General features: G+C 40.1%; 27 protein-coding genes. 1 reads left to right on the plus strand and 26 read right to left on the minus strand.

The features are described 5' to 3' along the window. Window positions 1-2 precede the first annotated feature (2 nt). Genes panC through ACZ5OK_RS10170 form a run of 8 tightly spaced genes read right to left on the minus strand, consistent with a single transcriptional unit; the run spans window position 3 to window position 6,606 of the window. Entirely contained in the window at window positions 3-872 is an 870-nt protein-coding gene (gene panC / locus ACZ5OK_RS10135; RefSeq protein ID WP_343836532.1) for a pantoate--beta-alanine ligase, read from the minus strand. After that, window positions 869-1,708 carry a 3-methyl-2-oxobutanoate hydroxymethyltransferase gene (gene panB, locus ACZ5OK_RS10140; protein WP_343836534.1) on the minus strand — a complete coding sequence of 280 codons (840 nt, stop codon included), beginning with the start codon at window positions 1,706-1,708 and terminating at the stop codon, window positions 869-871. The genes panC and panB overlap by 4 nt, the downstream gene beginning before the upstream one ends. Further along, entirely contained in the window at window positions 1,709-2,710 is a 1,002-nt protein-coding gene (locus ACZ5OK_RS10145; RefSeq protein WP_464758087.1) for a biotin--[acetyl-CoA-carboxylase] ligase, read from the minus strand. Continuing rightward, window positions 2,674-3,879 (minus strand): CCA tRNA nucleotidyltransferase, encoded by a 1,206-nt coding sequence (locus ACZ5OK_RS10150; RefSeq protein ID WP_343836538.1) that lies wholly within the window; start codon window positions 3,877-3,879, stop codon window positions 2,674-2,676. The genes ACZ5OK_RS10145 and ACZ5OK_RS10150 overlap by 37 nt, the downstream gene beginning before the upstream one ends. A gap of 9 nt (window positions 3,880-3,888) precedes the next feature. Continuing rightward, complete coding sequence (gene bshA, locus ACZ5OK_RS10155; RefSeq protein WP_425542165.1) at window positions 3,889-5,028, minus strand: N-acetyl-alpha-D-glucosaminyl L-malate synthase BshA; 1,140 nt, start codon at window positions 5,026-5,028, stop codon at window positions 3,889-3,891. A gap of 25 nt (window positions 5,029-5,053) precedes the next feature. Further along, window positions 5,054-5,449: a methylglyoxal synthase gene (gene mgsA / locus ACZ5OK_RS10160; protein WP_343836542.1), complete on the minus strand. Its 396-nt coding sequence runs from the start codon at window positions 5,447-5,449 to the stop codon at window positions 5,054-5,056. Between the two features lie 12 nt (window positions 5,450-5,461). Then, the gene (dapB, locus tag ACZ5OK_RS10165; RefSeq protein WP_343836544.1) at window positions 5,462-6,256 is read right to left on the minus strand and encodes a 4-hydroxy-tetrahydrodipicolinate reductase; all 795 of its coding nucleotides are present in this window, start codon (window positions 6,254-6,256) and stop codon (window positions 5,462-5,464) included. Further along, on the minus strand, window positions 6,253-6,606 hold the full coding sequence (locus ACZ5OK_RS10170) for a nucleotide pyrophosphohydrolase (RefSeq protein ID WP_343836547.1): 354 nt from the start codon (window positions 6,604-6,606) through the stop codon (window positions 6,253-6,255). The genes dapB and ACZ5OK_RS10170 overlap by 4 nt, the downstream gene beginning before the upstream one ends. Window positions 6,607-6,813: 207 nt before the next feature. Here ACZ5OK_RS10170 and ACZ5OK_RS10175 point away from each other — a divergent pair, with 207 nt between their 5' ends. Next, window positions 6,814-7,683 (plus strand): YitT family protein, encoded by an 870-nt coding sequence (locus ACZ5OK_RS10175; protein ID WP_343836549.1) that lies wholly within the window; start codon window positions 6,814-6,816, stop codon window positions 7,681-7,683. 63 nt (window positions 7,684-7,746) lie between these two features. Here ACZ5OK_RS10175 and ACZ5OK_RS10180 read toward each other — a convergent pair whose 3' ends face one another. From ACZ5OK_RS10180 to ndk, 18 genes are all read right to left on the minus strand, one after another. Further along, on the minus strand, window positions 7,747-8,424 hold the full coding sequence (locus ACZ5OK_RS10180; protein ID WP_343837728.1) for a zinc metallopeptidase: 678 nt from the start codon (window positions 8,422-8,424) through the stop codon (window positions 7,747-7,749). Between the two features lie 69 nt (window positions 8,425-8,493). Further along, window positions 8,494-9,279 (minus strand): sporulation protein YpjB, encoded by a 786-nt coding sequence (locus ACZ5OK_RS10185; RefSeq protein ID WP_343836551.1) that lies wholly within the window; start codon window positions 9,277-9,279, stop codon window positions 8,494-8,496. A gap of 67 nt (window positions 9,280-9,346) precedes the next feature. Further along, the gene (lhaT, locus tag ACZ5OK_RS10190; RefSeq protein ID WP_343836554.1) at window positions 9,347-9,931 is read right to left on the minus strand and encodes a lipoprotein heptaprenylglyceryl N-acetyltransferase LhaT; all 585 of its coding nucleotides are present in this window, start codon (window positions 9,929-9,931) and stop codon (window positions 9,347-9,349) included. Between the two features lie 103 nt (window positions 9,932-10,034). Continuing rightward, on the minus strand, window positions 10,035-10,799 hold the full coding sequence (locus tag ACZ5OK_RS10195; protein ID WP_343836556.1) for a menaquinol-cytochrome c reductase cytochrome b/c subunit: 765 nt from the start codon (window positions 10,797-10,799) through the stop codon (window positions 10,035-10,037). A 32-nt stretch (window positions 10,800-10,831) separates the two neighbouring features. Beyond that, the gene (gene qcrB, locus ACZ5OK_RS10200; RefSeq protein WP_343836558.1) at window positions 10,832-11,506 is read right to left on the minus strand and encodes a menaquinol-cytochrome c reductase cytochrome b subunit; all 675 of its coding nucleotides are present in this window, start codon (window positions 11,504-11,506) and stop codon (window positions 10,832-10,834) included. A gap of 3 nt (window positions 11,507-11,509) precedes the next feature. Then, window positions 11,510-12,025 (minus strand): ubiquinol-cytochrome c reductase iron-sulfur subunit, encoded by a 516-nt coding sequence (locus ACZ5OK_RS10205; RefSeq protein WP_343836561.1) that lies wholly within the window; start codon window positions 12,023-12,025, stop codon window positions 11,510-11,512. A 174-nt stretch (window positions 12,026-12,199) separates the two neighbouring features. Next, window positions 12,200-12,667: a DUF2487 family protein gene (locus ACZ5OK_RS10210; protein ID WP_343836563.1), complete on the minus strand. Its 468-nt coding sequence runs from the start codon at window positions 12,665-12,667 to the stop codon at window positions 12,200-12,202. A gap of 143 nt (window positions 12,668-12,810) precedes the next feature. Beyond that, complete coding sequence (locus ACZ5OK_RS10215) at window positions 12,811-13,362, minus strand: ReoY family proteolytic degradation factor (RefSeq protein WP_343836565.1); 552 nt, start codon at window positions 13,360-13,362, stop codon at window positions 12,811-12,813. Between the two features lie 38 nt (window positions 13,363-13,400). Next, window positions 13,401-14,654: a tetratricopeptide repeat protein gene (locus ACZ5OK_RS10220; RefSeq protein WP_343836567.1), complete on the minus strand. Its 1,254-nt coding sequence runs from the start codon at window positions 14,652-14,654 to the stop codon at window positions 13,401-13,403. Between the two features lie 16 nt (window positions 14,655-14,670). Beyond that, window positions 14,671-15,528 carry a hypothetical protein gene (locus tag ACZ5OK_RS10225; RefSeq protein WP_343836570.1) on the minus strand — a complete coding sequence of 286 codons (858 nt, stop codon included), beginning with the start codon at window positions 15,526-15,528 and terminating at the stop codon, window positions 14,671-14,673. A 65-nt stretch (window positions 15,529-15,593) separates the two neighbouring features. Next, a complete protein-coding gene (aroA, locus tag ACZ5OK_RS10230; RefSeq protein WP_343836573.1) occupies window positions 15,594-16,886 on the minus strand; it encodes a 3-phosphoshikimate 1-carboxyvinyltransferase in 1,293 nt (430 codons plus the stop codon). A 21-nt stretch (window positions 16,887-16,907) separates the two neighbouring features. Next, the gene (locus tag ACZ5OK_RS10235; protein WP_343836575.1) at window positions 16,908-18,008 is read right to left on the minus strand and encodes a prephenate dehydrogenase; all 1,101 of its coding nucleotides are present in this window, start codon (window positions 18,006-18,008) and stop codon (window positions 16,908-16,910) included. A gap of 18 nt (window positions 18,009-18,026) precedes the next feature. After that, entirely contained in the window at window positions 18,027-19,109 is a 1,083-nt protein-coding gene (hisC, locus tag ACZ5OK_RS10240; protein WP_343836578.1) for a histidinol-phosphate transaminase, read from the minus strand. A 15-nt stretch (window positions 19,110-19,124) separates the two neighbouring features. Then, window positions 19,125-19,487, minus strand: coding sequence for a chorismate mutase (gene aroH, locus ACZ5OK_RS10245; protein ID WP_343836580.1), 363 nt, complete (start codon window positions 19,485-19,487; stop codon window positions 19,125-19,127). Continuing rightward, window positions 19,484-20,572, minus strand: coding sequence for a 3-dehydroquinate synthase (gene aroB / locus ACZ5OK_RS10250; RefSeq protein WP_343836582.1), 1,089 nt, complete (start codon window positions 20,570-20,572; stop codon window positions 19,484-19,486). Before aroB ends, aroH begins: the two co-directional genes overlap by 4 nt. Further along, complete coding sequence (gene aroC, locus ACZ5OK_RS10255) at window positions 20,573-21,736, minus strand: chorismate synthase (RefSeq protein ID WP_343836584.1); 1,164 nt, start codon at window positions 21,734-21,736, stop codon at window positions 20,573-20,575. It abuts the gene before it with no gap. Window positions 21,737-21,868: 132 nt separating this feature from the next. Next, entirely contained in the window at window positions 21,869-22,663 is a 795-nt protein-coding gene (locus tag ACZ5OK_RS10260; RefSeq protein WP_343836586.1) for a CheR family methyltransferase, read from the minus strand. A gap of 66 nt (window positions 22,664-22,729) precedes the next feature. Continuing rightward, window positions 22,730-23,176 (minus strand): nucleoside-diphosphate kinase, encoded by a 447-nt coding sequence (ndk, locus tag ACZ5OK_RS10265; protein WP_343836588.1) that lies wholly within the window; start codon window positions 23,174-23,176, stop codon window positions 22,730-22,732. Window positions 23,177-23,180: the final 4 nt, after the last annotated feature.

Consider the following 23,180-nt stretch of genomic DNA (forward strand, 5'->3'; position numbering starts at 1 on the left):
ATTTATTCGGTAAAACTAAGTTCGCCGTTTTCCTCAAAAATCAGGTTGTCAATTAAACGCGCCTTCTTAAAATAGACGGCCGTCGCAAGAATAACACGCTGATCAACGGTGTCCGTATGCTCTAACTTTGGATAGGTTAATAAATCAACGTAATCAATTTTACCATGAGTATGCGATTTTATGAACTGGGAAACTTCCTTTACAATCCTATCCTTTTGTCTGACTCCATTTTTTATTAAGTCCTGTCCCTTTTTCAGAGCCTTATAAATATTGATTGCCTGTCTGTGTTCTTCTTCTGACAAATAAACATTCCGGCTGCTTTTAGCAAGACCGCTTTCTTCTCTCACTGTAGGGATTCCGCGTAATTTTACCGGAAAATTAAAATCCTCCACCAAAGCGTCAACCACCGCAAACTGCTGAGCATCTTTGAGCCCAAAATACGCCCGGTCCGGAAGTATAATATGGAATAACTTTGCTAAAACCGTAACAACCCCATCAAAATGACCTTCACGGGATTGGCCGCATAAAACATTCACCCTGTTCTGCATCGTTAAACTTAGTGACATGGGAACGGGATACATTTCATCTACAGACGGGATAAAGACTACATCCGCATTTTCCTCCTGAGCGACTTGTTCATCATGTTCCTCATCACGGGGATAGCGTTCATAATCTTCATTTGGACCAAATTGCAGGGGATTTACAAATATACTGGTAACAAGAATATCATTTTCTTTTCTCGCAGCATTAAGCAATTTTCTGTGGCCTTCATGCAAATAACCCATTGTTGGGACAAAACCAATGGATTTGTTTTCCTTTTTTAAGTCCAAGGCAAGCTGCTGCATTTCTTTTACTTTACGTATCACTTTCATTTACCTTTTCCTCCATAAAGAGAAGGGATTTCCTCTTCATCCATATCATAAGCATACTCTTTTGATGGGAAAATATCCTCTTTAACTTCATTTACATATTGCTCAATCGATGAATGAATCAGGTCATTTACATTTCCATACGGTTTTACAAACTTAGGCAGACGATCTACCCCGTATTTTAAAATGTCATGGTAAACAAGCACCTGTCCGTCGCAGTGCTTGCCTGCTCCAATTCCAATAGTAGGAATAGAAACTGTTTCTGTAATAAGATTAGCCAGAGGTTCAGGTACGCATTCAAGAACCAATGCCATCGCCCCTGATTCTTCTACCCTTTTAGCATTTTCGATTAATTCCTCGGCATCCTTTTTATTTTTCCCCTGTATCCGGTATCCTCCAATAACATTTACTGTCTGAGGAGTCAGGCCTAAGTGTCCAACGACAGGAATACCTGCTTGGGTCAGCAAACGGATACTCTCTAAAACCTCTCCGGCCCCTTCAAGCTTTAATGCCTGTGCGCCTGTTTCCTGAAACAATCGCTTGGCATTTTTCATCGTATCTTCTCGGGAAATATGATACGACATAAACGGCATATCAACTACAGTAAACGTATCACCAGCACCACGTTTTACAGCCTTTCCATGATGAATCATATCGTCCAGCGTAACCGGAATTGTGGAGTCATAGCCAAGCACTACATTGGCTACAGAGTCACCCACTAAAATCGTGTCGACCCCGGATTCCTCCGATAACTTCGCCGATGGGTAGTCATAGGCTGTGATCATTGTAATTTTATCATTACTTTCCTTCATTTTTTGCAGCTTTGCCCGTGTTTTCATCTATTTTATCCCCCGTTTCCAATCAATTTCAGCTGAATAAAGTATTTCACGCTTTCCTGATTGATCCTCAACGATAAGTGCACCGTCTTCCTGTATTCCAACTAAAACAGCATCCCACTTAAGATTCCGCGTTTTTACTGTAACCGTCTCACCTATTCGATAGGCAGCCTTTTCCCAATAAGGTTTAACAGCAGAAAAGCCTTCTTCCATGAATTGATCATAGACAGTCTCTATTTCTTTCAAAACGTCCTGAATTAAGGCCTCTCTTTGAAACGACGAGCCGGTTTCTATTTTCACAGACGTTGCGATATCTTGTAAGGAAAGCGGAATATCCTCCTGAACCTGATTCACATTTATCCCCATACCGATGATGACATACTCAATCAGATCCTGTTCAGCCTGCATTTCTGTTAGAATACCGGCAAGCTTCCTATCATTTAGAAAAATGTCGTTTGGCCACTTAATCTTGGCTTCTGCCTGACAAACCTTTTCAAGCATTCGAGTAATAGATACAGCACTGGCTAAGGTTAACTGTGGGGCACGCTGAGGTTCAATATCAGGTCTTAAAATCAAACTCATCCAGATGCCCTTGCCTTTTTGCGAATCCCAGGGGCGATGAAGTCTTCCCCGTCCTTTTAATTGTTCATCAGCTACTACAACCGTCCCATGATCGGCCCCTTCTCTTGCCAACTGATGAGCAATCGTTTGAGTAGAATCTACCTGATTCTTATAGTACATCTCCTGACCCAGCCATTTTGTATGTAAATCCCATTGAATCGTATTAATGCTCATCTTGTCAGGAAAGGATACAATCCGATACCCCTTTCTGGAAACCCCTTCTATTTGATAGCCTTCCTGCTCCAATGCTTTCATGTGTTTCCAGATGGCAGCACGGGAAATATGAAGTTCCTCCGACAGTCGCTGACCTGATACAAAGGAGTCCTTTGCATTTGCCAGCAGGGTAATCAGTTTCTTTCTCGTCGATTCCATTGTTCCACCCATTCCATTATGGTTTGTTTTTCATTTTGCAATTCCCCATTTATGACCTGTTTTTCAATCTGATCCAGCCATTCACGCACCCAAGGTCCTGGATTGCGGTCAGGATACAGCCTTATAATCTCATGACCATTGATATTCAGATCATTCCGGTTTTTAATCGGCAATTGCTGATAGGCTCGTTCAACTTCTTTTACCGTTAGTTGGGAATTTCCAGTTAAAACGGTTACCAGATGTACAAATTCTTCAAACAGTTCCGGCTTTAAACGATATAAGGTTTCCGGTGTTAGTCCCTGAACTCTGTAAAGCTGATAACCATTGATCAAGTCATACGATCGATGTTTAATCGCTTTTGACAGCTTCCACCTTTTACACCAGTCATCGATGGATACATTTGGATAAAACAGATGCATACAGGCAATCGCCTCTGCTAAGCTGTATAAGGGAGATGGAATGTGATTCAGGCTCTTTTGAATAAGTGTATGATGCTGTTTAAAAACAGGTAAGGACTGCCAAATACCAGTCTCATAAAGAATGGTCAGTGCCTTTAGAATATACGGGGCCTTCCAGAGTTTTTCCATTTCTGCTGCAATGCGCTCAACCGCAATCTTTTCCAGTAAATGATGGTTCCGGACAATGGCGTCTTCAGCCTCTTTTCCTAAATGGAAGCCTAATTGACTTACAAAGCGCAGAGCTCTCATCATTCGGAGCGGATCCTCCTGAAAACGTTCATCGGCATTGCGAACCGTTTCAATCCTTTTTTCATTAATGTGCATCTGGCCTTCATATGGGTCAATAAGCGTGCCATCTTTATTCATGGCGATCGCGTTCATGGTAAAATCCCGTCTGGACAAATCCTCGTGAATATCCTTCACAAACTCAACGCTTTCAGGATGACGAAAATCTGTGTAATCACTTTCCGTACGAAAGGTCGTCACTTCATACGAAATATGATTATATCTGATCATGATCGTACCGTGCTCGATCCCAATTGGTATCGTCTTATCAAATATCTTCTGTACTTGTTCAGGGGTTGCATTTGATGCAATGTCCACATCATCTATGGTCCGGTTTAATAAACTATCGCGAACCGATCCTCCTACAAAAAAGGCATGAAACCCATGTTCTTCTAGCTTCTCTAATACAGGGATGGCTTCTTTAAATTCTGGTTTCATATCTATTCATCATCCTTCAGCTAAGAGAGATTCGTAGAGCTGTTCATATTGCTGTACAATACGTTCAGAGGCAAATTCACGATGTACCCGTTGCTTGGCTGCATTTGAAAACTGCTTCCACAAATCCTCATCTGATAAAAGTTTAACAGCTTTACTGCTAATGGTATCAATATCCTGAACAGAGCATACATACCCCGTTTCCTGATTCTGAATCACTTCCGGTATCCCGCCAATATTTGTTCCGATACATGGTACGCCACCTGCCATTGCCTCTAAAAGGACCAGTCCAAAGCTTTCCTTTTCTGAAAGCAGCAATTTAAGGTCGGCAATCGAAAATAATTCTGACACATTTTCCTGTTTCCCTAAAAACAGTACATTTTCTTCAATCCCTAATTCCCTTACTAATTCCCGAACAGCGATATATTCGGGTCCATCTCCCACTAATAAAAGTCTGGCCGGCATTTTGTCAACGATATTGGCGAACACACGAATGACATCCGGGACTCTTTTCACCTTACGAAAATTAGAAATATGGATAACTACTTTTTCATATTCCTTTATGCCAAGATTCTCCTTCAGTTCATGACTTTGATCCCTCTTGTAGTCCCGTTCATCGACAAAATTGTAAATGACATTCATATGCTTCCTGACACCAACCAAATCCTCTGTTTGCTTCTTTAAACTATTTGATACGGTTGTTACACAATCTGATTCCTCAATTCCATAACGTATGATATTTTTCAGGCTTAAGTCCACACCTAATACGGTAATATCAGTTCCATGAAGCGTCGTTACAATTTTTACATCACGCTTTGCCATTTGCTTTGCTAAAATAGCACAGACAGCATGAGGAACCGCGTAATGAACATGTAAAATATCAAGCTGCTCCTGGTCAATCACATCCGCCATCTTACTGGCCAATGCTAAATCGTAAGGTGGATGCTGAAAGACAGGATAATTACTTACTTCCACTTCATGAAAATAAATATTTGAATACAGCTTTGTTAAACGAAACGGCATATTAGAAGAAATAAAATGAATCTGATGCCCTTTTTCAGCCAGTAATTTACCCAGTTCTGTTGCGATTACTCCTGATCCTCCGACAGAAGGATAGCAGGTAATACCTATTCTTAATCCGATTTTCCTCACCCTAACTAACGCTGTCTTAACCTGTTTACTTTACGATTTCACGCCATTGAAAATCACCGCGTTCAATCCCGTGAATCATAACCTCTGCTGCTGCAAGATTGGTTGCTAAAGGGATTTTGTATACATCACAAAGCCGCAACAATGCACTTACATCCGGTTCATGAGGCTGAGCAGTTAAAGGATCTCTGAAGAAAATGACTATATCCATTTCGTTCTCAGCAATCATCGCTCCAATCTGCTGATCTCCCCCTAGCGGGCCAGACTGGAACCGGTGCACAGGTACACCAACCTTGTCTATTACCTGCTCCCCCGTCGTTCCCGTAGCATATAATTGATGTCCTGAAAATATAGACTTGTATGCTAATACAAAATTCACAAGCTCTTTCTTCTTTTTATCGTGGGCAATTAAGGCTATTTTCAAATTGATTCCCCTCTATTCCAATAAATTTTCTAGACCGTAGACAAAAGCATTTACCTTTTGGACCTGATCAACAGCGAGCTTAACACCGCTCATAAAGGACTGTCGATGATAAGAATCATGCTTAATCGTCAGCCCTTGGCCAGTACCTCCAAAAATAACTTCCTGATGAGCAATCAGACCAGGCAACCGGACACTATGTATTTTCATCCCGTCTTCATCGGCTCCGCGGGCTCCCGCTAACGTTTCCTTTTCTTCAGGATGCCCCTGCTTTTTGCTCTCTCTTACCTGCTCAATAAGCTTAGCGGTTTTTACAGCTGTCCCTGATGGAGCATCCAATTTCTGATCATGGTGTTTTTCAATGATTTCAACATCGGGAAAGTATTTTGCTGCCCATTTTGCGAATTGCATCATTAATACGGCACCAACAGCAAAGTTTGGAGCAATGACAGCTCCCAGTTCCTTTTGCTCGGTTAAGCGCTGAATATCGGTCAATTGTTCATCTGAAAAACCGCTTGTCCCAACAACCGGTCGTACGCCATTCTCAAGTGCCAAACGTGTATGAGTGTAGCCTGCTTCTGGTGAAGTCAAATCAATCAGGACATCTGCACCCGCTTCCTGAAAAGCAATTTCCGCATCTGTAAAGATAGGTGCATCTAAATTTGGAAGACCTTCTAGATCGCTAACATTCATTCCTTCATTTTTTCGGTCAATACATCCCACTAAATGATAATTTTCTGTTTGTTTTATTAAACGTAAGGCTTCACTTCCCATTTTGCCTCTTGGTCCTGCAACGATAATATTAATCATTCCTGTTCACCGTCCTGTTGGCTTATTTTAGTCCATCTGTTTTTATCCCTTGTCTCAAATTTTGTCATAGCTGTATGAAATGATTCGCCTAAATCAATATTTAATGAATTTGCAAAGCACGCCAGCACAAACAGTAAATCTCCCAGTTCTTCCTCAACCGTATTTTCTTTTTCTGTTTTCTTTTTTGGTTTTTCTCCATAATAATGGTTAATCTCTCTGGCTAGTTCTCCTGTCTCTTCTGTCAGTCTTGCCATTAAACTTAAAGGAGAAAAATAGCCTTCTTTAAATTGAGATATGTACTGGTCGACTCGTTTCTGCATTTCCTTCGTTGTATATTCGATATTTGACATGTAAATCCCTCTTTCAAATACTGGTCACATTAATGGTAGCTAAACTTGACAATTTTGACAAATCTTTTATTTGGCTTTATTGACATCGTTTGCTCGTTTCCACGCCTTTCTTTTAAAAAACACATATATAATATTTAACAAATTTGCTCTGCTATGGTGCACAATTTATAATGAGTACTGGTGGATATTAGAAGTCGAGGTGACAACATGATAAAAGGTATAAAGGCAAAAAATATTTTCTTCATTTTATTGGGTTCAGCTATTTTTTCATTCGGTATTGTCCATTTTAATATGCAAAATAATTTGGCTGAAGGGGGATTCACCGGGATTACCCTCCTGTTATACTACCTATTTAACTGGGATCCCGCTGTGATGAATATTGTGTTAAATATACCTGTTTTCATTGTAGGATGGAAGCTCCTGGGAAGATTAACCTTTATTTATACTCTGATAGGAACGATTGCTGTTTCCGTTTTTCTATGGATTTTTCAGACCTATACATTTTCCTTTTCCCTTGAAAATGATATGACGTTAGCTGCATTATTTGCCGGTATTTTTGTGGGTGTTGGCCTGGGAATCATTTTTCGGTATGGAGGCACTACAGGCGGTTCTGATATTATTGCCCGGCTGGCGAACAAATACATTGGGTGGAGCATTGGCAGAGCCATGTTTCTATTTGACGCATTTGTTATTATTTCATCGATTATTTTGTATTTGGAACCGGTCGAAGGAATGTACACTTTAGTAGCCGTTTATATTGGTGCACGAGTCATTGATTTTCTTCAGGAAGGCGCATATGCAGCAAGAGGAGCGACCATCATATCTGAAAACAGTCAGCAAATCGCTGATACAGTTTTAAAAGAGATGGATCGTGGGGTTACGATATTAGAAGGCCGGGGCAGTTACACCGGAGCCAAACGGGATGTTTTATATTGTGTTGTTGCCCGAAATGAAATTGTCCGGTTAAAAACGATTATTAATTCCATTGATCCTCACGCTTTTGTCGCCTTAAGTTCTGTTCATGATGTTATGGGTGAAGGGTTTACCCTTGATGAAGATAAAAATCCGATTGAATAACTCCAACCCTCATACTCGTAAGACAGTATAAAACCCTGGCACTTATAGTACCAGGGTTTTTTATTAATCATCATTCATACCAACAAAAACTAACACAAAACGCAGAAGCTCCAGCAATGCTGTAATCGCTGCTGCTACATAGGTAAGTGCAGCTGCGCTAAGTACTTTTTTTGTTTCTCCGTGTTCATTATTTCTAATAACACCTGTGGAAACCAACTGTTCCATCGCTCTTGAAGAAGCGTTATATTCAACAGGCAATGTTACCAGTTGGAATAGAACAACGGCTGACATAAAAATAATCCCAGCCAGAATTAGGCCTGAAGAGTACATAATTATACCAGCAAGAATGATGATATATGACATATTTGAGCCTAAATTAGCTACAGGCACTAAAGCATGTCTGAAACGCAGAAATGCATAGCTTTCGGCATCCTGAATTGCATGGCCTACTTCGTGAGCCGCAATAGCAGCTGCTGCCTGTGAATGTCCATGATAGTTATCAGTTGATAAACGAACGGTTTTCGATCTTGGATCATAGTGGTCCGACATTACGCCCCGAACCTCTTCTATTTGTACATCAAATAGTCCATTTTCATCAAGAATTCTTCGTGCAACCTGTGCACCTGTCATCATAGATGAATTTTGGATTTTCGCATGTTTCTTATACGTCCTTTTCACTTTGGATTGTGCCCACAAAGGTAGAATAAGAAGGATCGCAAAGTAAACAAGAAATCCACCCATGCTTGCCATTAGCAACTCTCCTCCATAGTTATCTATATTTCTTTATAATCATAATTATAGACAATGGCATTATAAATCGTCAACTTTTTTGATTTTCTTCTCTTTCTTTTCCCCTTTATATTTTCTCCATCCTACATATAATAATGTGATGATAATCACACCACCTACAGAGAAAATTAACCAGGCAAAGGAGGCATCATCATCTTTTTCGTTACTTACAGGCGTATCCAGCTGATGAAACGTTTCAAGCATAACATTTAATGCACGAAGCATATCTTCTTCATTCTCAATTTGATTTAAATTTACAAATTGTTCATCCAGTTTTGACCAAAGCTTGGTGTCCTCCCTGATTTTTATGGCAGGATAAACGATGCTGTAAAGATCCATAACCTGGGAAAATTCTGCCGGTAAACTTCGAGTTTCACTTTGGAGACCATTTGCAATCTGATTCGTCAATTCATTTTTCCATTTAGCTACCATTTGACTGTCAGGGTTTTTGGCACTTTCCATCATAAGGACAAATGCCAGAGCCTTGTCCACTTTTAATTCATGATTTTCTATACCAGACTGTAGATGCCTAATCGTATTTTCGGTAATATCAATAACATATTCCAGCTTCTCTTCCGACAAAGACAAATGGTTCGTTTCCAAAGCGGCGACAATCTGGTTTAACTTTTCTCCGGCTGCCTCATACTTTTTCGCATCGGTCAATTCATAAACCGTGTAAACCTCATCCAGCAGATCATAGGGCTGTCCTTCCTGATGATGGGCAAAAACAGGTATAGTCATGGCTGTTAATAAAATGACTGAAAAAATCAGTACCGATAGCTTGACTTTTTGATTTTTTACTACCATAAGACTTGTCCCCTCTCCTTACACACTACTAATAAAACGGTATGCAGGTCAGGGATTATGTAGAACCTTAACTTTCGCTAAATGTTTTTCTTACATTCATGAAATAAACCAGTCCAATCGAAAATATACTTAACCAGAATGTAAAGTATCCAATTTCATTCATATAATCCATCAGATCCCCATAAACTGGCATCATTTCAAATACGTAATCGATCACATCATTATGTAGCGTCCATACAGCAGCAACTACTAAGTGTCTCAGTCTTATTTTATAAAATGGTGTATACAGCACAGCCTGAACTGCCATAGCACCGTGAGAAATAATGAGCATGAAAGCAACCGGGCTTAAGGATCCATTCATAAGGAACGTCAGCCCATTCATGACAACGGCCCAAATCCCATACTTTACTAAAGTGACAAACGCCAGGGCTTCAATATATGGAGCATTCTTATCCAAAATAAAAAACAGCAAAACGATGACAAAAAATAAACTTGCTGTTGGGCTATCGGGGACAAAGATCAAAAATTTGGCAGGTGTGACCGACAGTTGACTGTCATACCATAAATATCCATACACGGTTCCTAAAAGGTTGATAACAAATAACAATAACAGGAATCGCTTATCCATAAACAACGCTTTATATATAGTCATAGATATAACCCCTTATACGTGAAAGGAAGCTGACCACATTAAGCCAGCTTCCTCTAATTACAATGATTATGTCGTTCTTATGATAAGTAGTACTTGCCAACCATTATTCAGAACCTAAACCAGCAATAAATTCAGATAATTGCTGCAGCTCTTTATCAGAACCTTTAAATTGGTCGGCTGGCATGGATCCTGTACCATTTACGGCAATGTCCTGAATTTCCTCAGGAGAAAGACCAGTTCCAATTAAAGGAGGTCCACTGGCTCCTTCTAAATTTTCACCGTGACAGGACATACAGCTTTGACTGGAGTACACCTGATAGCCTGCACTTTCCTTATCAATCTCGACATCTTCAACAATTTTGTTTTGCTCAGCACGAGCTTCCCAATTAACATGACTAGCTGCTTCCCATGTCAGGTAAAAAACAGCAGCAATAGACATTAGCATGAGACTAGTTGCAATCGGTCGTCTTGTTGGTCTGCGTTCAGGGCCCCGATCCAGAAATGGAGCAAGGAAAAGTGCACCAAATGCAAGTCCCGGGATAATTACTGTACCAACTACAACAAAGTCACCACTGGCAAACGGATACTTCAATAGCTGGTATAGAAATAAGAAATACCAGTCAGGCAACGGAATATATCCCGGAGTTGTAGGATCCGCCATGGTTTCAAGCGGAGCAGGTGCAGCAACTGTGAGACATAAAAATCCAACGAGGAATACAGCACCAGCAAGCCATTCCTTCAACAGGAAGTTTGGCCAAAACGGTTCCGTACGACCAGGATATTCAGAATAATCTTTTGGAATGTGGCGATCATCATTTTCACGAACACGAGAATCGCCTACAAATTTCATTCCCTTTCCTCTATGCACCGGAAATCCCTCCTTCTTCTTTCAATTGATTCTTACAATGGTCCAGAAATACCTTGTCGACGAATCATAATAAAGTGGATCGCCATTAGTACAAATAATGCAGCAGGAAGGAAGAAGACGTGAATAGCAAAGAACCTGGTTAGGGTTTGTGCCCCAACAATATCAGGGTCTCCTGCCAGTAATATCTTTAAGTCCTCTCCAATGAATGGTACACTTTCTGCTATTTGCAAAGTAACCTCGGTTGCGAATAACGCTTTGTTATCCCAAGGCAATAAATATCCAGTTAATCCAAGCGCTAACATAACAAAGAATAATAGAACTCCTACTATCCAGTTCAATTCACGTGGCTTTTTATATGCACCCTGGAAGAATACGCGTAAAGTATGTAGAAAGAGCATAACGATGACAACGCTGGCACCCCAGTGATGCATTCCGCGAACAATTTGTCCATGTGCAACTTCCTGTTGTAAATAAAAAACTGAATTCCAGGCATTCTCTATATCAGGTACGTAATACATGGTTAAAAACATTCCGGATAATATCTGTATCACTGTAACGAAGAATGTTAAACCACCAAAACAATACACAAATGCAGAGAAATGATGAGCAGGGTTTACATGCTCTGGAACTTCATGGTCCGCAATATCACGCCAAATAGGTGTTATGTCAACACGCTCATCGATCCAGTCATAAATCTTTTGCAGCATGTATTACGCCTCCTCTCTTGGTATGGCTTTACCCAGATAAAGAATTCCGTTTTGAATTTTGTGCTCATAAACACTTAAAGGTGCTGTTGGTGGAGTGTTCGGAACATTCACACCGTCTTTTGTGTACAGACCATCATGACATGGGCAATAAAAATGCTGAGGATAGTCGTCATTTGTGTTCCATCCTACAACACAGCCCAAATGGGTACAAGTTGGGTCAAAAGCTACTATACTGCCATCTTCCTTTTTGTAAACAAAGGCGGTTTTTTCCACAGTTGATTCATACCATGCATCAACCTGGTCAACTTTGAATGTGACTTTCTGTGGTTCAGTAGTAATATCCTCTACAGCGATATCTGCAGAAACAAATTCTCCTTCTGCTTCTGGCTGCAGAACAGGATCTATGGCAAATCGAACCATTGGAGCCAGCATTCCAGCAGCCATAAATCCACCAACACCTGTTAGTGTATAGTTTAAAAACTGCCGACGGGAAACTTGGTTTTTCTTGTCTTCGCTCATTTTTGTTTTTCCCCCCTCTTCTCATGTATTTCAACGATTAAGGTCGTAAAAATTATACATGTTTACTAGGACATTACAATGATAGCGCAATCTGGAAATCTGGTCAATCCTATTCATCATTTTGTACAATATTGTTCAAAAATAATTTTGAATATTATTAATTTCAGATTGCCTTTATTCTGACCAATAAGATTTAATCAGATCCGTAACCTGCTCCAATTGATCCAGCAGAAGTTTCTGGGTTTCTTCATTGTTCAGGTCACCCTCCTTCATTACTGGTACCCACAGCAAATGTCCCTCTAAACCTTTTTCGTATTTTTTCCACCTGGAATCAAACGTTAACCAGAAAACATACTTAAATGGCTGCTTGCTAATTTCCTCATAAAATAAATTTAACCGTTCAGTTTCCTGTTCCAGAGTTGAAGACTTAATATAAGTATAAGACGGAAGACGAAAAACTCGTCCCTTATATTCCTTTTCCAGTCGATCTGAAAATAATTCCATAACTTCATTCTGATACGTCAAAGATGCAAGCTCCTCATCTGAACGATCTAAAGAAAACGGAACCAAAGGGATGATTGCTGTATCAATATACTCCTTGGACTTTACATATTGCTGGATATCCTGCTTCTTCCATTTCATCCCACACACTCCTATATATTTATTTTCTACTACATTTTACTAAAACTATTCATAAAGATAAACTTTTTTATAAGAAAAACGGAGGCGACCGGCCACTAAAAAAAGACTACCCATAATAGGATAGTCCCTTCAAAAAAGTGTATTCACTGAATACAGGTTTCGTCTGAAAGCTGATGCAGCTGTTTAATCAGGTAATGAAATCTCTCTTTATCACCTTCATCGAGTGCCTGATCAATTTCTTCCTGTATTTTTTTTAATTGAAATTCATAAATCATATGATTCAACAATTTTTCTGCTTCCTGCTGGTCTTTTTCCGTAATGAAATAATCTTCTGGTAAATAAGGGTTTTCTTCCCGTACACCTGCATAACGAAAGCTTTGGTTTGCATTTTGAAAATTAAGCTGGATATAGATGGTTTCATGGTCATTTAACCGGATATCATGGAACGATTTTTCAGGATCGGATGTCATGACTTGTTCTTTATAAAAGCGAAACGGAGGATCATCAACACACTTCGTTGATATAACCACACCTTTAGGGCATAGTCTTGCCTCATCAACAAAATGAACATTTTTGAGAACCCGTTCGTGGTTCATCAGATAATTCAATATCCATACACTTTCTCTTCGTTTTAATTGAAAATTATTTAAAAACCAGTTAATAAATCTCTTTTTTTGAAGAACAGATACAGTCATGAACGAAAAACCCCTCCTTCCATTTCGGTCCGTCAGCTCTACTCGTTTAAACGGAGTAAAAATTCCTCCACATATGTGTCAGATGGTTCAATGGATAAGTATTTGTTGAGAACCTCCCTGGCTTCTTTCATCCTCCCTTCTTCTACTAACATATACCCATATTCCTTTAAGAAGTCTGCATCGTTTGTAAATGCATTATATGCTTCCTGGTAGTTGTTTAATGCTAAATCATACTCTTCTAATTCATAATATGCCTTAGCTAATTCCCATTGATACAACGGGTCCAGCTCTTCCTCGCGTTTTAAATTTTCTAATAAATCGGTGATATTGTCATGATCCTCCTGCTTCTTATAAAGTTCTACCAGTGCAACCACCGCTTCCTTATAGCCAGGGTCAATTGCAATAGCCTCCCGGAGATCCTTAAAAGCTTCATCAAGTTTACCTAATTGGTTCGCTATCTGACCTGAAAGGAAAAACAGCTCTTTATTCAATCCTTCTTCTGTTAGTCCTTTTTTTGCTGTTTCATAGGCCTTTTCGAGCATTCCTTCCTGTTCATAAGCTTTGGCCAACAGGGAATATACCGAATGATAATAGGGATCCGCTTCTAATAACTTTTCCCACATATTAATGGCAATGTCCATTCTTTCTGACCGATAAGCTGTAAAGCCATATCTGAATAGAAATTCCGGAGAATCGGTCCCATCAGACATTTGGAAATATTCCAGACCTTTTTCCCAATTTCCTGCAAGTGCTAATGCTTCGGCTAACCGGTGTAAGACATTTACGTCATTGAAAGTCGTATCTTCTTTCAGAGCTTTTTCATAATGGGGAATGGATTTATTATAATCACCACTGGCAAATAATAATTCCCCTAAAGCAAAATCAATGACAGGTTCGTTCGGCAGAATTTGCTTAGCTTCTAACAGCTTTTGCTCTGCTACTTCATAAAGCCCCTGGGACTGATATAAATCTGCGAGCTCCAGTAAAGAGGGAATATAATAGTCATCGTCCTGCTCAAATTGATTAAGAAGGTCAATCGCCTGGTCATCCTGTTCTTTATCCACATAAATCTCAGCTAAATAGAGTTTAAGCTCTCCCTCCTTTGGGTACTTATCCATTAACTGGCGGAAAAGCTTCTCTGCCTGTTCCAGATGCCCCCATTGATGATAAAGCAAACCCATATTAAACTTCTCATCATCATTTGCTTCCGCTTCATAAGATTGTAAAAGCTTTAAGCCTTCCTCTGTGTCTCCCTGTTCCACTTGTTGTCTTGCTTCTTCAATGATATGCATATCCTGAACCCTTCCTTTACAATCCTTTGTTCCAAAATTGTGCTTTTAATGTATGATCGCAGAATTCACCGAATCCTTTGTTATCATAGATGGTTTGATTTAATTTTACCACGTTCCCCCTAATAATCGAAATATAAGGAACCTGATCTTTTTGACAATAATGGTTCATTTGATTCGAGTTAACATACAAATTAAAATCTGTGTCATTATATATTTTTATTTCGCCTTTTTTGTTGGAAATTCCTGTTTTTGAGAGGGTTTCTGCTGATAAGGGAGTGTTGGAGATTACTTCGGAAAGGGTTTGAAATCCCGACTCAGTCAGTTCCTGCATTACCAAGTCTGATAGAGGGTGTTTTATGCAGCCGATTGGAATATTAACCAGAGCCTGCATTTGATTTAACCATCCCCACGGAATATGGGTTAAATCATGTATCTGATTAGCATAAACAAGAATAAACGGGACTTTCTGAATGCCAAAATATCGCACCATTTCCGGCGTTAAATACTTTATATTCATTTTCGGAACAACCAGATAGTCAATCGCAATTCCTGATAATTCTTCACAGTAATGATGAAACCTTTGCTTCCAGTCTGTTTTTCTCCCTAAGTCAAATGTGGAAATCAGTAGTGAAGCACCTTTGTATAAATATCTGCGAACATAGTGGTCCTGCAAAGACTTATCTGTTAATGGGAATTCTACATCAGCATAAATTTTACCTGGGCTCATTTTGAAAACATCTGCCTGAATTTTTCTCTGTGGAATCCAATCAAGATAATGAGCAGGGAGAAAAAGATCCTCCGTGAAAACAACCTTCTTTCTTTTCCACACATCTTCCTGTTGAATCAGAATGTTTTCAAAATAAAAAGCCTTCACATTTTGCCACCCTTTCTGTATTGATACAAAATATGAAGACTTTTTCAATTTTATACGACATTACACTACAATGGACGACTCAAAGATTGCAAATCCTTAAAAAAATCCGGGTAGGATATTCGGATACAGTCCGGATCTTCAATTTCAACGGGTTCACTCGTTATAAGTGAAGCAATCGCCTCCATCATTCCGATGCGATGATCTCCATAGGAGGATACTCTGCCACCTTTTAGGGGAGTACCACCCTGGATGACCATACCATCTTCACGTTCTTTAATGGAAGCTCCAAACTTCTTTAAGACCTGAACAATCGTTTTGATTCGGTCTGTTTCCTTAAAACGTAATTCACTGGCATCCTTAATCACAGTTTCTCCGTCCGCCTGTGTTGCCAATAATGCGAGCAGAGGGATTTCATCAATCACTCTTGGAATCATGTTCCCGGAAATCACCGTTTCCCCGAGGTTCCCTGACGTAACGTAAATGTTTCCTACCGGTTCATCACCGATATGCTTCGTTGTTTCAACCTGAATATTGGCGCCCATTTTTTTGACCACATCAAGAATTCCGGTTCTTGTTGGGTTTAGACCGACACCTTTAATCGTAATCTCGCTCTGATTAGCTAAAATAGCACCGGCTATAAAGAAACTTGCGGAAGATATATCCCCAGGTATGGATAATTCTGTTCCCTTGAGCTTCTGATTTCCAGTGACAGAAATAGCTGGTCCAGAATGGTCCATATTTCCGCCAAAGGCAGTAATCATTCGTTCCGTGTGGTCTCTGGTCGGCACAGGTTCGGTAACAGTTGTCGTTCCATTGGCAAATAAACCCGCAAGCAGGATCGCTGACTTAACCTGTGCACTATTTACAGGTAATGTATAATCAATGGGGATGAGCTGACCTCCTCTGACACTCATGGGCAATAACTTCCCATGACGACGACCATCTGATTGGGCTCCCATTTGGTGTAAAGGAACCGTTACTCGGTCCATGGGACGTTTGGAAAGAGATTGATCCCCTGTCAGGACAGTGTGAAAAGGCTGGCCTGCCAAAACGCCAAGCAAGAGCCGGGCTGTAGTTCCCGAATTCCCCAAATGGACAGGTTCAGCAGGTTCTGAAAAATACTCGGCTCCATTGCTTTCAATGGTAACCGTTTGTCCGACCAGGCTCACATCAACTCCCATCTCTTGGAACGCTTTTATTGTAGAAAGACAGTCTTCTCCTGATAAAAAATCATGAATAATCGTTGTACCACTGGCCAGCGCCCCAAATATAACCGCTCGATGGGACATTGATTTATCGCCTGGTACTTGAATATCCCCCTTTAAAGTACTATTTTTCAGATGAATGGTCTTCTGCATCTTACCACACCTTTTTTATCTTTATTCATTTAGAGAAACTTCGTAGCCATTGTTCTCCAGCACTTTCATAGCTGTCCACTGCTCTTCTTCTGTTTGCAGGGTCAGCCTTAATACTCCGGTCATATTTTCTCTGATTTCCAGGATATTAATGTTAATAATATTAACTTCATGTTCGGCCAGCTTTTTCATAACTTTATATAATTCTCCCGGCCGATCATATAAATCAACAAAAATATCATAAAAGTTTGGAAGTGCACCTTTTTTCTTTTTTGGTAGACCATCACGATACGTTTTGGCCGAGTCGAGGTATTGATGGACATCCTCATGTTTATTTGAAACAAGCAGTTCTTTAACATTTATCATCTCGTCAATCCACTCTGACAGGAATTCCACCATTTCCCGTTTGTTTTGAAAGAGGATGTCTTCCCACAGCGCAGGATTGCTTGAGGCAATTCTTGTAATATCTCTAAATCCCCCAGCGGCCAGTTTAGGGATAAAAGGATACTCATCCTGCCAATTTCTCGCCTGATGAACAAGTGAGGAAGCAATCAGATGCGGAAAGTGAGATACGATTCCTGTCATTTTGTCATGCTCTTTGTCCGTTAGTTCAACAAAAAGGCTTCTCGTGTGTTTTAATAAATCCTTGAGTAATCGCACTTGCTCATCAAGACCCGGCTTGGACGGTGTTAAAATGTAGTAGGCATTTTCAAATAAATGGCTCTTAGCTGCTTCAATCCCATGTTTATGAGAGCCTGCCATTGGATGTCCGCCAATGAATTTTATATTTGAAGAAGATAATGATTTCGCTGCTTCCATAACAGGTTTTTTCACGGAAGAAACATCTGTTACAATCTTCTCATTCTGAATATCCAGTTCATTGAGTTGCTTTATATATTCTATAGTAATCTGAATATGAGTACCCAAAATAATAATGTCTGCCTTATGTACACCTTCTTCAAAGGAGGCAGTTGCTTCATCAATAATGTTATATTTCAAGGCATATTCGATTGTATCTGGGTTGGAATCCATACCAACCATCCATGCTTTCGGAATATTTTTTTTAATATTTTTAGCCAGGGATGCTCCTATTAATCCCAGTCCCACTATAAAAACTCTGCTCATCTTATTCCTCAACTCTCCTTACTGCAGGCATTCAGACAATGCATTTGTAAATTCTTTCATATCTTTTTCCCTTCCAATAGTCACGCGGATACTCTGATCAATCCCCAATAATTCCCCGGCACGAACGATAAAGCCATGATCCAATAATTGATCAGAAACTTCCAATCCGGATTTAGGAAGATGAATAAGAAGAAAATTCGTTTCTGAAGGATCATAGGTCAGGTGATGCTGCTCGCAAAAGTGTTCTACTTCATGACGGACGTTTTGATTCAGCTGCCTGATTTCTTTAATATATGTCTGATCCTCAAGAGCATTAATAGCTGCAAACTGACCAATAGATGTGACATTAAAAGGACCTCGGATGGTATTTAAATGACGAATAATTTCCTCAGAACTAATCCCGTAGCCTACGCGAAAGCCTGCTAAACCATAAGCCTTCGAAAAGGTTCTTAATACAATTATATTCTTATAGTTTTCCAACAGGGATAAAGAATCCGGGTAATCTTCAGCTGAAACGTACTCATAATAAGCCTCATCAAGTACAACTAAAACATGCTCAGGGCAGCGGTCCAGAAAAGACTTCAGCTGTTTTTCGTTTATATAACAGCCAGTAGGATTATTCGGACTGCATAACCACACGATTCTTGTCTTGTCATCAATCGCTTCCAGCATCTGTTCAAGCTGGTGATGACCATCCTTTACAGGGATTTCCCGCACCTCAGCCCCTTCAACCGCAGCATGATGCTTATATTGGGGGAAGGTAGGATGAGCCATGACTGTATTAGCACCCCCTTCAAGATAGGTACGGCACAGCATCTGAACAATTTCATCTGAGCCTGCACCGAAAATGAGCTGGTCCATATCCACATTTAAATGAGCTGAGACACGCTCCCTCAGTTCTCTTGCATAACCATCAGGATAAAGGTGCAAATCTTCCCCGAAATCACTCAATTTTTCCAGAACTAACGGCGATGGACCATAAACATTTTCATTGGATGCCAGCTTAACAATTTTAGAAAGATGACGTTCTTTTTTAACTTCATTAATTGTCTTTCCCGGTTTGTATGGTGTTAATGATGGGATAATGTTTTTGGTCTTCATGATTGAAAGCCTCCTCTACTTAATTAAATCAGGACGTAATTTTTTGGCATCACCGTGATAAATATGCTGGATTTCTTTCTGATTTCGGTCGGTTTGGGCTGTAACCATCACCCTAATACACTTTTCCAGAGCTTCAGGAACAGGGATTTCGGTCGTACACATAACAGGAACGTAAGTCCAGCCATCGAGCATGCGCATCCCTTTAGCCGGAAATGCCGCATTTAAATCTGGTGTAACAGAAATTAATACAGAGACTATATCCTCAGGCTGTATTTGATTTTTTTCGGCCACGTCCTTTAACAAATCCCTTGTAGTCTTATGTATTGCTTCTGTTTCATTTGCTTTTACCGTTGCTGCTCCTCGTATTCCTCTGATCATTCCATCACCTCGTTCATAAAGCTTGTTAATTCTGTGAATAATCGATGTTCATCAATCGTGCATATTAGGGGTTTTCCCACTTCCTTTAATAAAACCATGCGAATTTGACCCTTTTGATTCTTTTTATCAAGTTTCATTCGATCCAGTAAGGGGGAGATTTGCAGATCTTTACAAATGTCTAAAGGATATTGCAGCTGTTCTAACCAGGTTTTAAAGTTCTGATAAGAAAAAGATAAGGATAAATAGCTCTGACTTACCCGAAGAGCAAATAACATACCTATAGCTACGGCCTCTCCATGAGTAATGGCGCCATACCCGGATTCTGCTTCAATCGCGTGGCCTAGTGTATGTCCAAAATTCAAATAGCTCCTGACTCCCTTTTCCTGTTCATCTTCCTCCACAATATGAGCTTTGATCTTAATTCCATTGTAAAGGGCTTCCTCTAAAACAATTGGATGGATGTTCTCCAGCGCTTGCACCTCATCCATCAGTTGGTTAAGCATCCTTTTATCCGCTATCAGGCCATGCTTGACTACCTCAGCAAACCCTGACCTTCTCTCAACAGCAGATAGAGTCCTTATCGTTGACAGATCGTAAACCACAGCCTTAGGTGCGTGGAACGATCCAATTAAATTTTTTCCTAGAGGATGGTTGATGCCTGTCTTCCCTCCCACACTGCTGTCATGAGCCAGAATCGTGGTCGGAACCTGGATATAGTCAATTCCCCGCATAAAGGTGGCAGCTGTGAAGCCAGCCAGGTCCCCAACAACTCCGCCACCTAATGCAACAATAAGCGAATGACGATCCAGACCGTTTTGAATGGCATACGTTTGCAGTTGTTCAAAAACATTCAATTGCTTAGACTTTTCCCCGGCCGCTATCGTATAGGAATAAAGCTGGTCTGTTTCCATTTGCAGTGCCTCTTCTGCGTCTTTTAAGTAGCCCAACTGCTCCACCTGACTATCCGTGATGATTAATATTTTGTCATAAGACTTGGGTAAATATTTTGACAGTTCAAAGCGCAAGTCCGGACCTATATAGACGTTATAGGCCCCTTGACTGGCGTTGATTTGTAATGTTTTCATCTAAAAACCCCTTATTTCTTCACGATAATCCTCAATAGCCTGTTTTAATTTCGGGAATTGGTCATGCGGAAACTGCTCCAGTAGGGTTCGTGCAACCTCCCAGGCCACTACATGCTCCATCACAACGGAAGCAGCAGGTACCGCGCATGAATCGGATCGTTCTATACTGGCTTTAAAAGGCTCTTTGGAGTCGATATCTACACTTTGCAGTGGTTTATAAAGGGTTGGTATAGGTTTCATGACTCCACGGACAACGATTGGCATTCCGGTTGTCATTCCACCTTCAAATCCTCCTAATCGATTGGTTCGGCGATAATATCCTCTTTCCTCACTCCAAAGAATTTCATCGTGAACTTCACTTCCATTTTTCCGGGCCGCTTCAAAGCCAATTCCAAATTCTACTCCTTTAAATGCATTTATGCTGGTCACCCCGCCAGCAATACGAGAATCTAACTTTCTGTCATAGTGAACATAGGAACCTACACCTGCAGGCATACCTTCTACGACCACCTCACAGACACCGCCTATAGAATCTCCATCTTTTTTGGCCTGATCAATTGCATTCTTCATCGACTCTTCAACATTGGGATCTAATGTCCGAACTGGCGATTCTTCTGAAACTTCCGCTTTCTTCTGAATAGATAAATCCACATCATCGGCACGTATTCCGGCGATTTCCTTTACGTAGCCGACCACATCGATGTCCAGTTCCTTTAAAATCTTTTTGGCCAGACTGCCGGCAGCTACCCTTGCTGCTGTTTCTCTGGCGGATGAACGCTCGAGAACATTCCTCATATCCCTATGACCGTATTTCAGCGCCCCATTCAGATCTGCATGTCCAGGACGGGGTCTCGTAATTTGTCTTTTAATTTTCTGTGTATCTTCTATGGGATCCTCTCCCATAATGTTTTCCCAGTGTTTAAAGTCGTCATTTTCCACGACAAACGTAATTGGGGATCCTAATGTATAGCCATGGCGTACACCACTTTTAATTTCAACCAGATCTTTTTCTATTTTCATCCGTCTGCCGCGGCCGTGTCCCTTTTGCCGTCTCAATAACGACTCACTAATATCACTTGATAAAAGAGGTAAATTTGCCGGAACTCCTTCAACGATTGTCGTTAATTGTTTTCCATGTGATTCTCCTGCCGTTAAATAACGCAAAATAAACCCTCCAATATTTATGTATACGTCTGTATTTTTATTACTATATCATACACAACCTGATTTGTGTTTGCATACTGCAGATATTTTTACAAAAATCAAAATTTATTATATATAAAAAACACTTGAAGCTTATTCAAGTGTTTGTTCTTTCGCGTTTTGTTTTTCATAAAAAAAGGTATCCACGGTTTGGAACTGATATTGTTTCGGATTAAAAATTTGTTCGGTGCTACCCACAAAAAGGATCCCATCATCAGCCAGGGAGTGACTGAATCCCTGATAGATTTCCTCTTTTGCTTCATCTGTAAAGTAAATAAGTACATTCCGGCATACAATTAAATCATATTCCCGTCCATAAGTATCCTTAAGCAAATTATGTTTTTTAAAGGTGATGGCCTTCTTAAGATTAGGGTCAATGGTATAAATGCCATTGTTTTCCTGAAAATACTTACGCTTCAAGTCTTCCGGGACCTCTTTCAGTGATTTACCTGGGTACACTCCATTTCGAGCCGCCTGCAGAGCATTTTCATCTATATCGGTCGCCACGATCTCAACATTAGATAATGAAATATGCTGATTCATAATCATGGCAATCGTGTATGGTTCTTCTCCGGTAGAACAAGCCGCACTCCATATTTTCAAATGCTTTTTCCTGGTTAACAGTTTAGGAATAATGGTTTGATCAAGGACATCCCATCGTTTTTTGTTGCGGAAAAACTCAGATACATTGATGGTAATACGATTTAAAAACTCGTGATAGTATTCCTTATTATTAATGAGAAGATTGTAATAATCATCAAACGACTGACAGCCCCGTTTTTCTCTCAGTGATATCAGACGACGTTTCATCTGCTTTTCTTTATATAAAGACAGGTTTATACCCGTCCTTTTATGGATACGTTCTGTAAATTGTTCATAATCCCCCATGGTCGTTCCCCTTCTATAAATCATTATAAATGAAAGAAGGCCAGTGAAGTACTGGCCTGTTCTATACTAGTAAATCCACTTTTGGTCATCTTTTGTAAAGGATAAGAGATCATTCTGGTTAAAGAACAAGTTGATTTCTCTTTCTGCACTTTCAGATGAATCTGATCCGTGAATCACATTTTTGCCCACAGTAAGTCCAAAATCTCCTCGAATAGTACCCGGAGCTGCTTCCTGCGGGTTCGTTTTCCCCATCATTTGGCGGGCCGTAGCAATTACATTTTCACCCTCCCATACCATGGCAAAAACAGGGCCTGAAGTTATGAAATCAACTAGTTCACCAAAAAACGGTTTATCCTTATGTTCACCGTAATGTTCTTCAGCAAGCTCATTGGATATTTGCATAAGCTTTGCAGCCGATAATTGAAATCCTTTCTTTTCAAATCTTGTTACAATTTCCCCTACAAGGTTTCTCTGCACTCCATCTGGTTTAATCATTAGAAATGTTTTTTCCATCTTT

The organism is Salinibacillus aidingensis (assembly GCF_055393355.1).

Excerpts from the sequence above, each read along its gene's own strand:
- ACZ5OK_RS10205 (WP_343836561.1), bottom strand. The coding sequence starts at position 12,025 with ATGAGCGAAGACAAGAAAAACCAAGTTTCCCGTCGGCAGTTTTTAAAC.
- ACZ5OK_RS10180 (WP_343837728.1), bottom strand. The coding sequence starts at position 8,424 with ATGGGTGGATTTCTTGTTTACTTTGCGATCCTTCTTATTCTACCTTTG.
- ACZ5OK_RS10175 (WP_343836549.1), top strand. The coding sequence starts at position 6,814 with ATGATAAAAGGTATAAAGGCAAAAAATATTTTCTTCATTTTATTGGGT.
- ACZ5OK_RS10215 (WP_343836565.1), bottom strand. The coding sequence starts at position 13,362 with ATGACTGTATCTGTTCTTCAAAAAAAGAGATTTATTAACTGGTTTTTA.
- ACZ5OK_RS10185 (WP_343836551.1), bottom strand. The coding sequence starts at position 9,279 with ATGGTAGTAAAAAATCAAAAAGTCAAGCTATCGGTACTGATTTTTTCA.
- aroH (WP_343836580.1), bottom strand. The coding sequence starts at position 19,487 with ATGATCAGAGGAATACGAGGAGCAGCAACGGTAAAAGCAAATGAAACA.
- ndk (WP_343836588.1), bottom strand. The coding sequence starts at position 23,176 with ATGGAAAAAACATTTCTAATGATTAAACCAGATGGAGTGCAGAGAAAC.
- ACZ5OK_RS10220 (WP_343836567.1), bottom strand. The coding sequence starts at position 14,654 with ATGCATATCATTGAAGAAGCAAGACAACAAGTGGAACAGGGAGACACA.
- ACZ5OK_RS10235 (WP_343836575.1), bottom strand. The coding sequence starts at position 18,008 with ATGAGCAGAGTTTTTATAGTGGGACTGGGATTAATAGGAGCATCCCTG.
- panC (WP_343836532.1), bottom strand. The coding sequence starts at position 872 with ATGAAAGTGATACGTAAAGTAAAAGAAATGCAGCAGCTTGCCTTGGAC.
- ACZ5OK_RS10260 (WP_343836586.1), bottom strand. The coding sequence starts at position 22,663 with ATGGGGGATTATGAACAATTTACAGAACGTATCCATAAAAGGACGGGT.
- hisC (WP_343836578.1), bottom strand. The coding sequence starts at position 19,109 with ATGAAGACCAAAAACATTATCCCATCATTAACACCATACAAACCGGGA.
- aroB (WP_343836582.1), bottom strand. The coding sequence starts at position 20,572 with ATGAAAACATTACAAATCAACGCCAGTCAAGGGGCCTATAACGTCTAT.
- ACZ5OK_RS10170 (WP_343836547.1), bottom strand. The coding sequence starts at position 6,606 with ATGTCAAATATCGAATATACAACGAAGGAAATGCAGAAACGAGTCGAC.
- lhaT (WP_343836554.1), bottom strand. The coding sequence starts at position 9,931 with ATGACTATATATAAAGCGTTGTTTATGGATAAGCGATTCCTGTTATTG.
- qcrB (WP_343836558.1), bottom strand. The coding sequence starts at position 11,506 with ATGCTGCAAAAGATTTATGACTGGATCGATGAGCGTGTTGACATAACA.
- ACZ5OK_RS10150 (WP_343836538.1), bottom strand. The coding sequence starts at position 3,879 with ATGAAACCAGAATTTAAAGAAGCCATCCCTGTATTAGAGAAGCTAGAA.
- ACZ5OK_RS10145 (WP_464758087.1), bottom strand. The coding sequence starts at position 2,710 with ATGGGTGGAACAATGGAATCGACGAGAAAGAAACTGATTACCCTGCTG.
- aroA (WP_343836573.1), bottom strand. The coding sequence starts at position 16,886 with ATGCAGAAGACCATTCATCTGAAAAATAGTACTTTAAAGGGGGATATT.
- panB (WP_343836534.1), bottom strand. The coding sequence starts at position 1,708 with ATGAAAACACGGGCAAAGCTGCAAAAAATGAAGGAAAGTAATGATAAA.
- ACZ5OK_RS10210 (WP_343836563.1), bottom strand. The coding sequence starts at position 12,667 with ATGAAATGGAAGAAGCAGGATATCCAGCAATATGTAAAGTCCAAGGAG.
- dapB (WP_343836544.1), bottom strand. The coding sequence starts at position 6,256 with ATGATTAATATTATCGTTGCAGGACCAAGAGGCAAAATGGGAAGTGAA.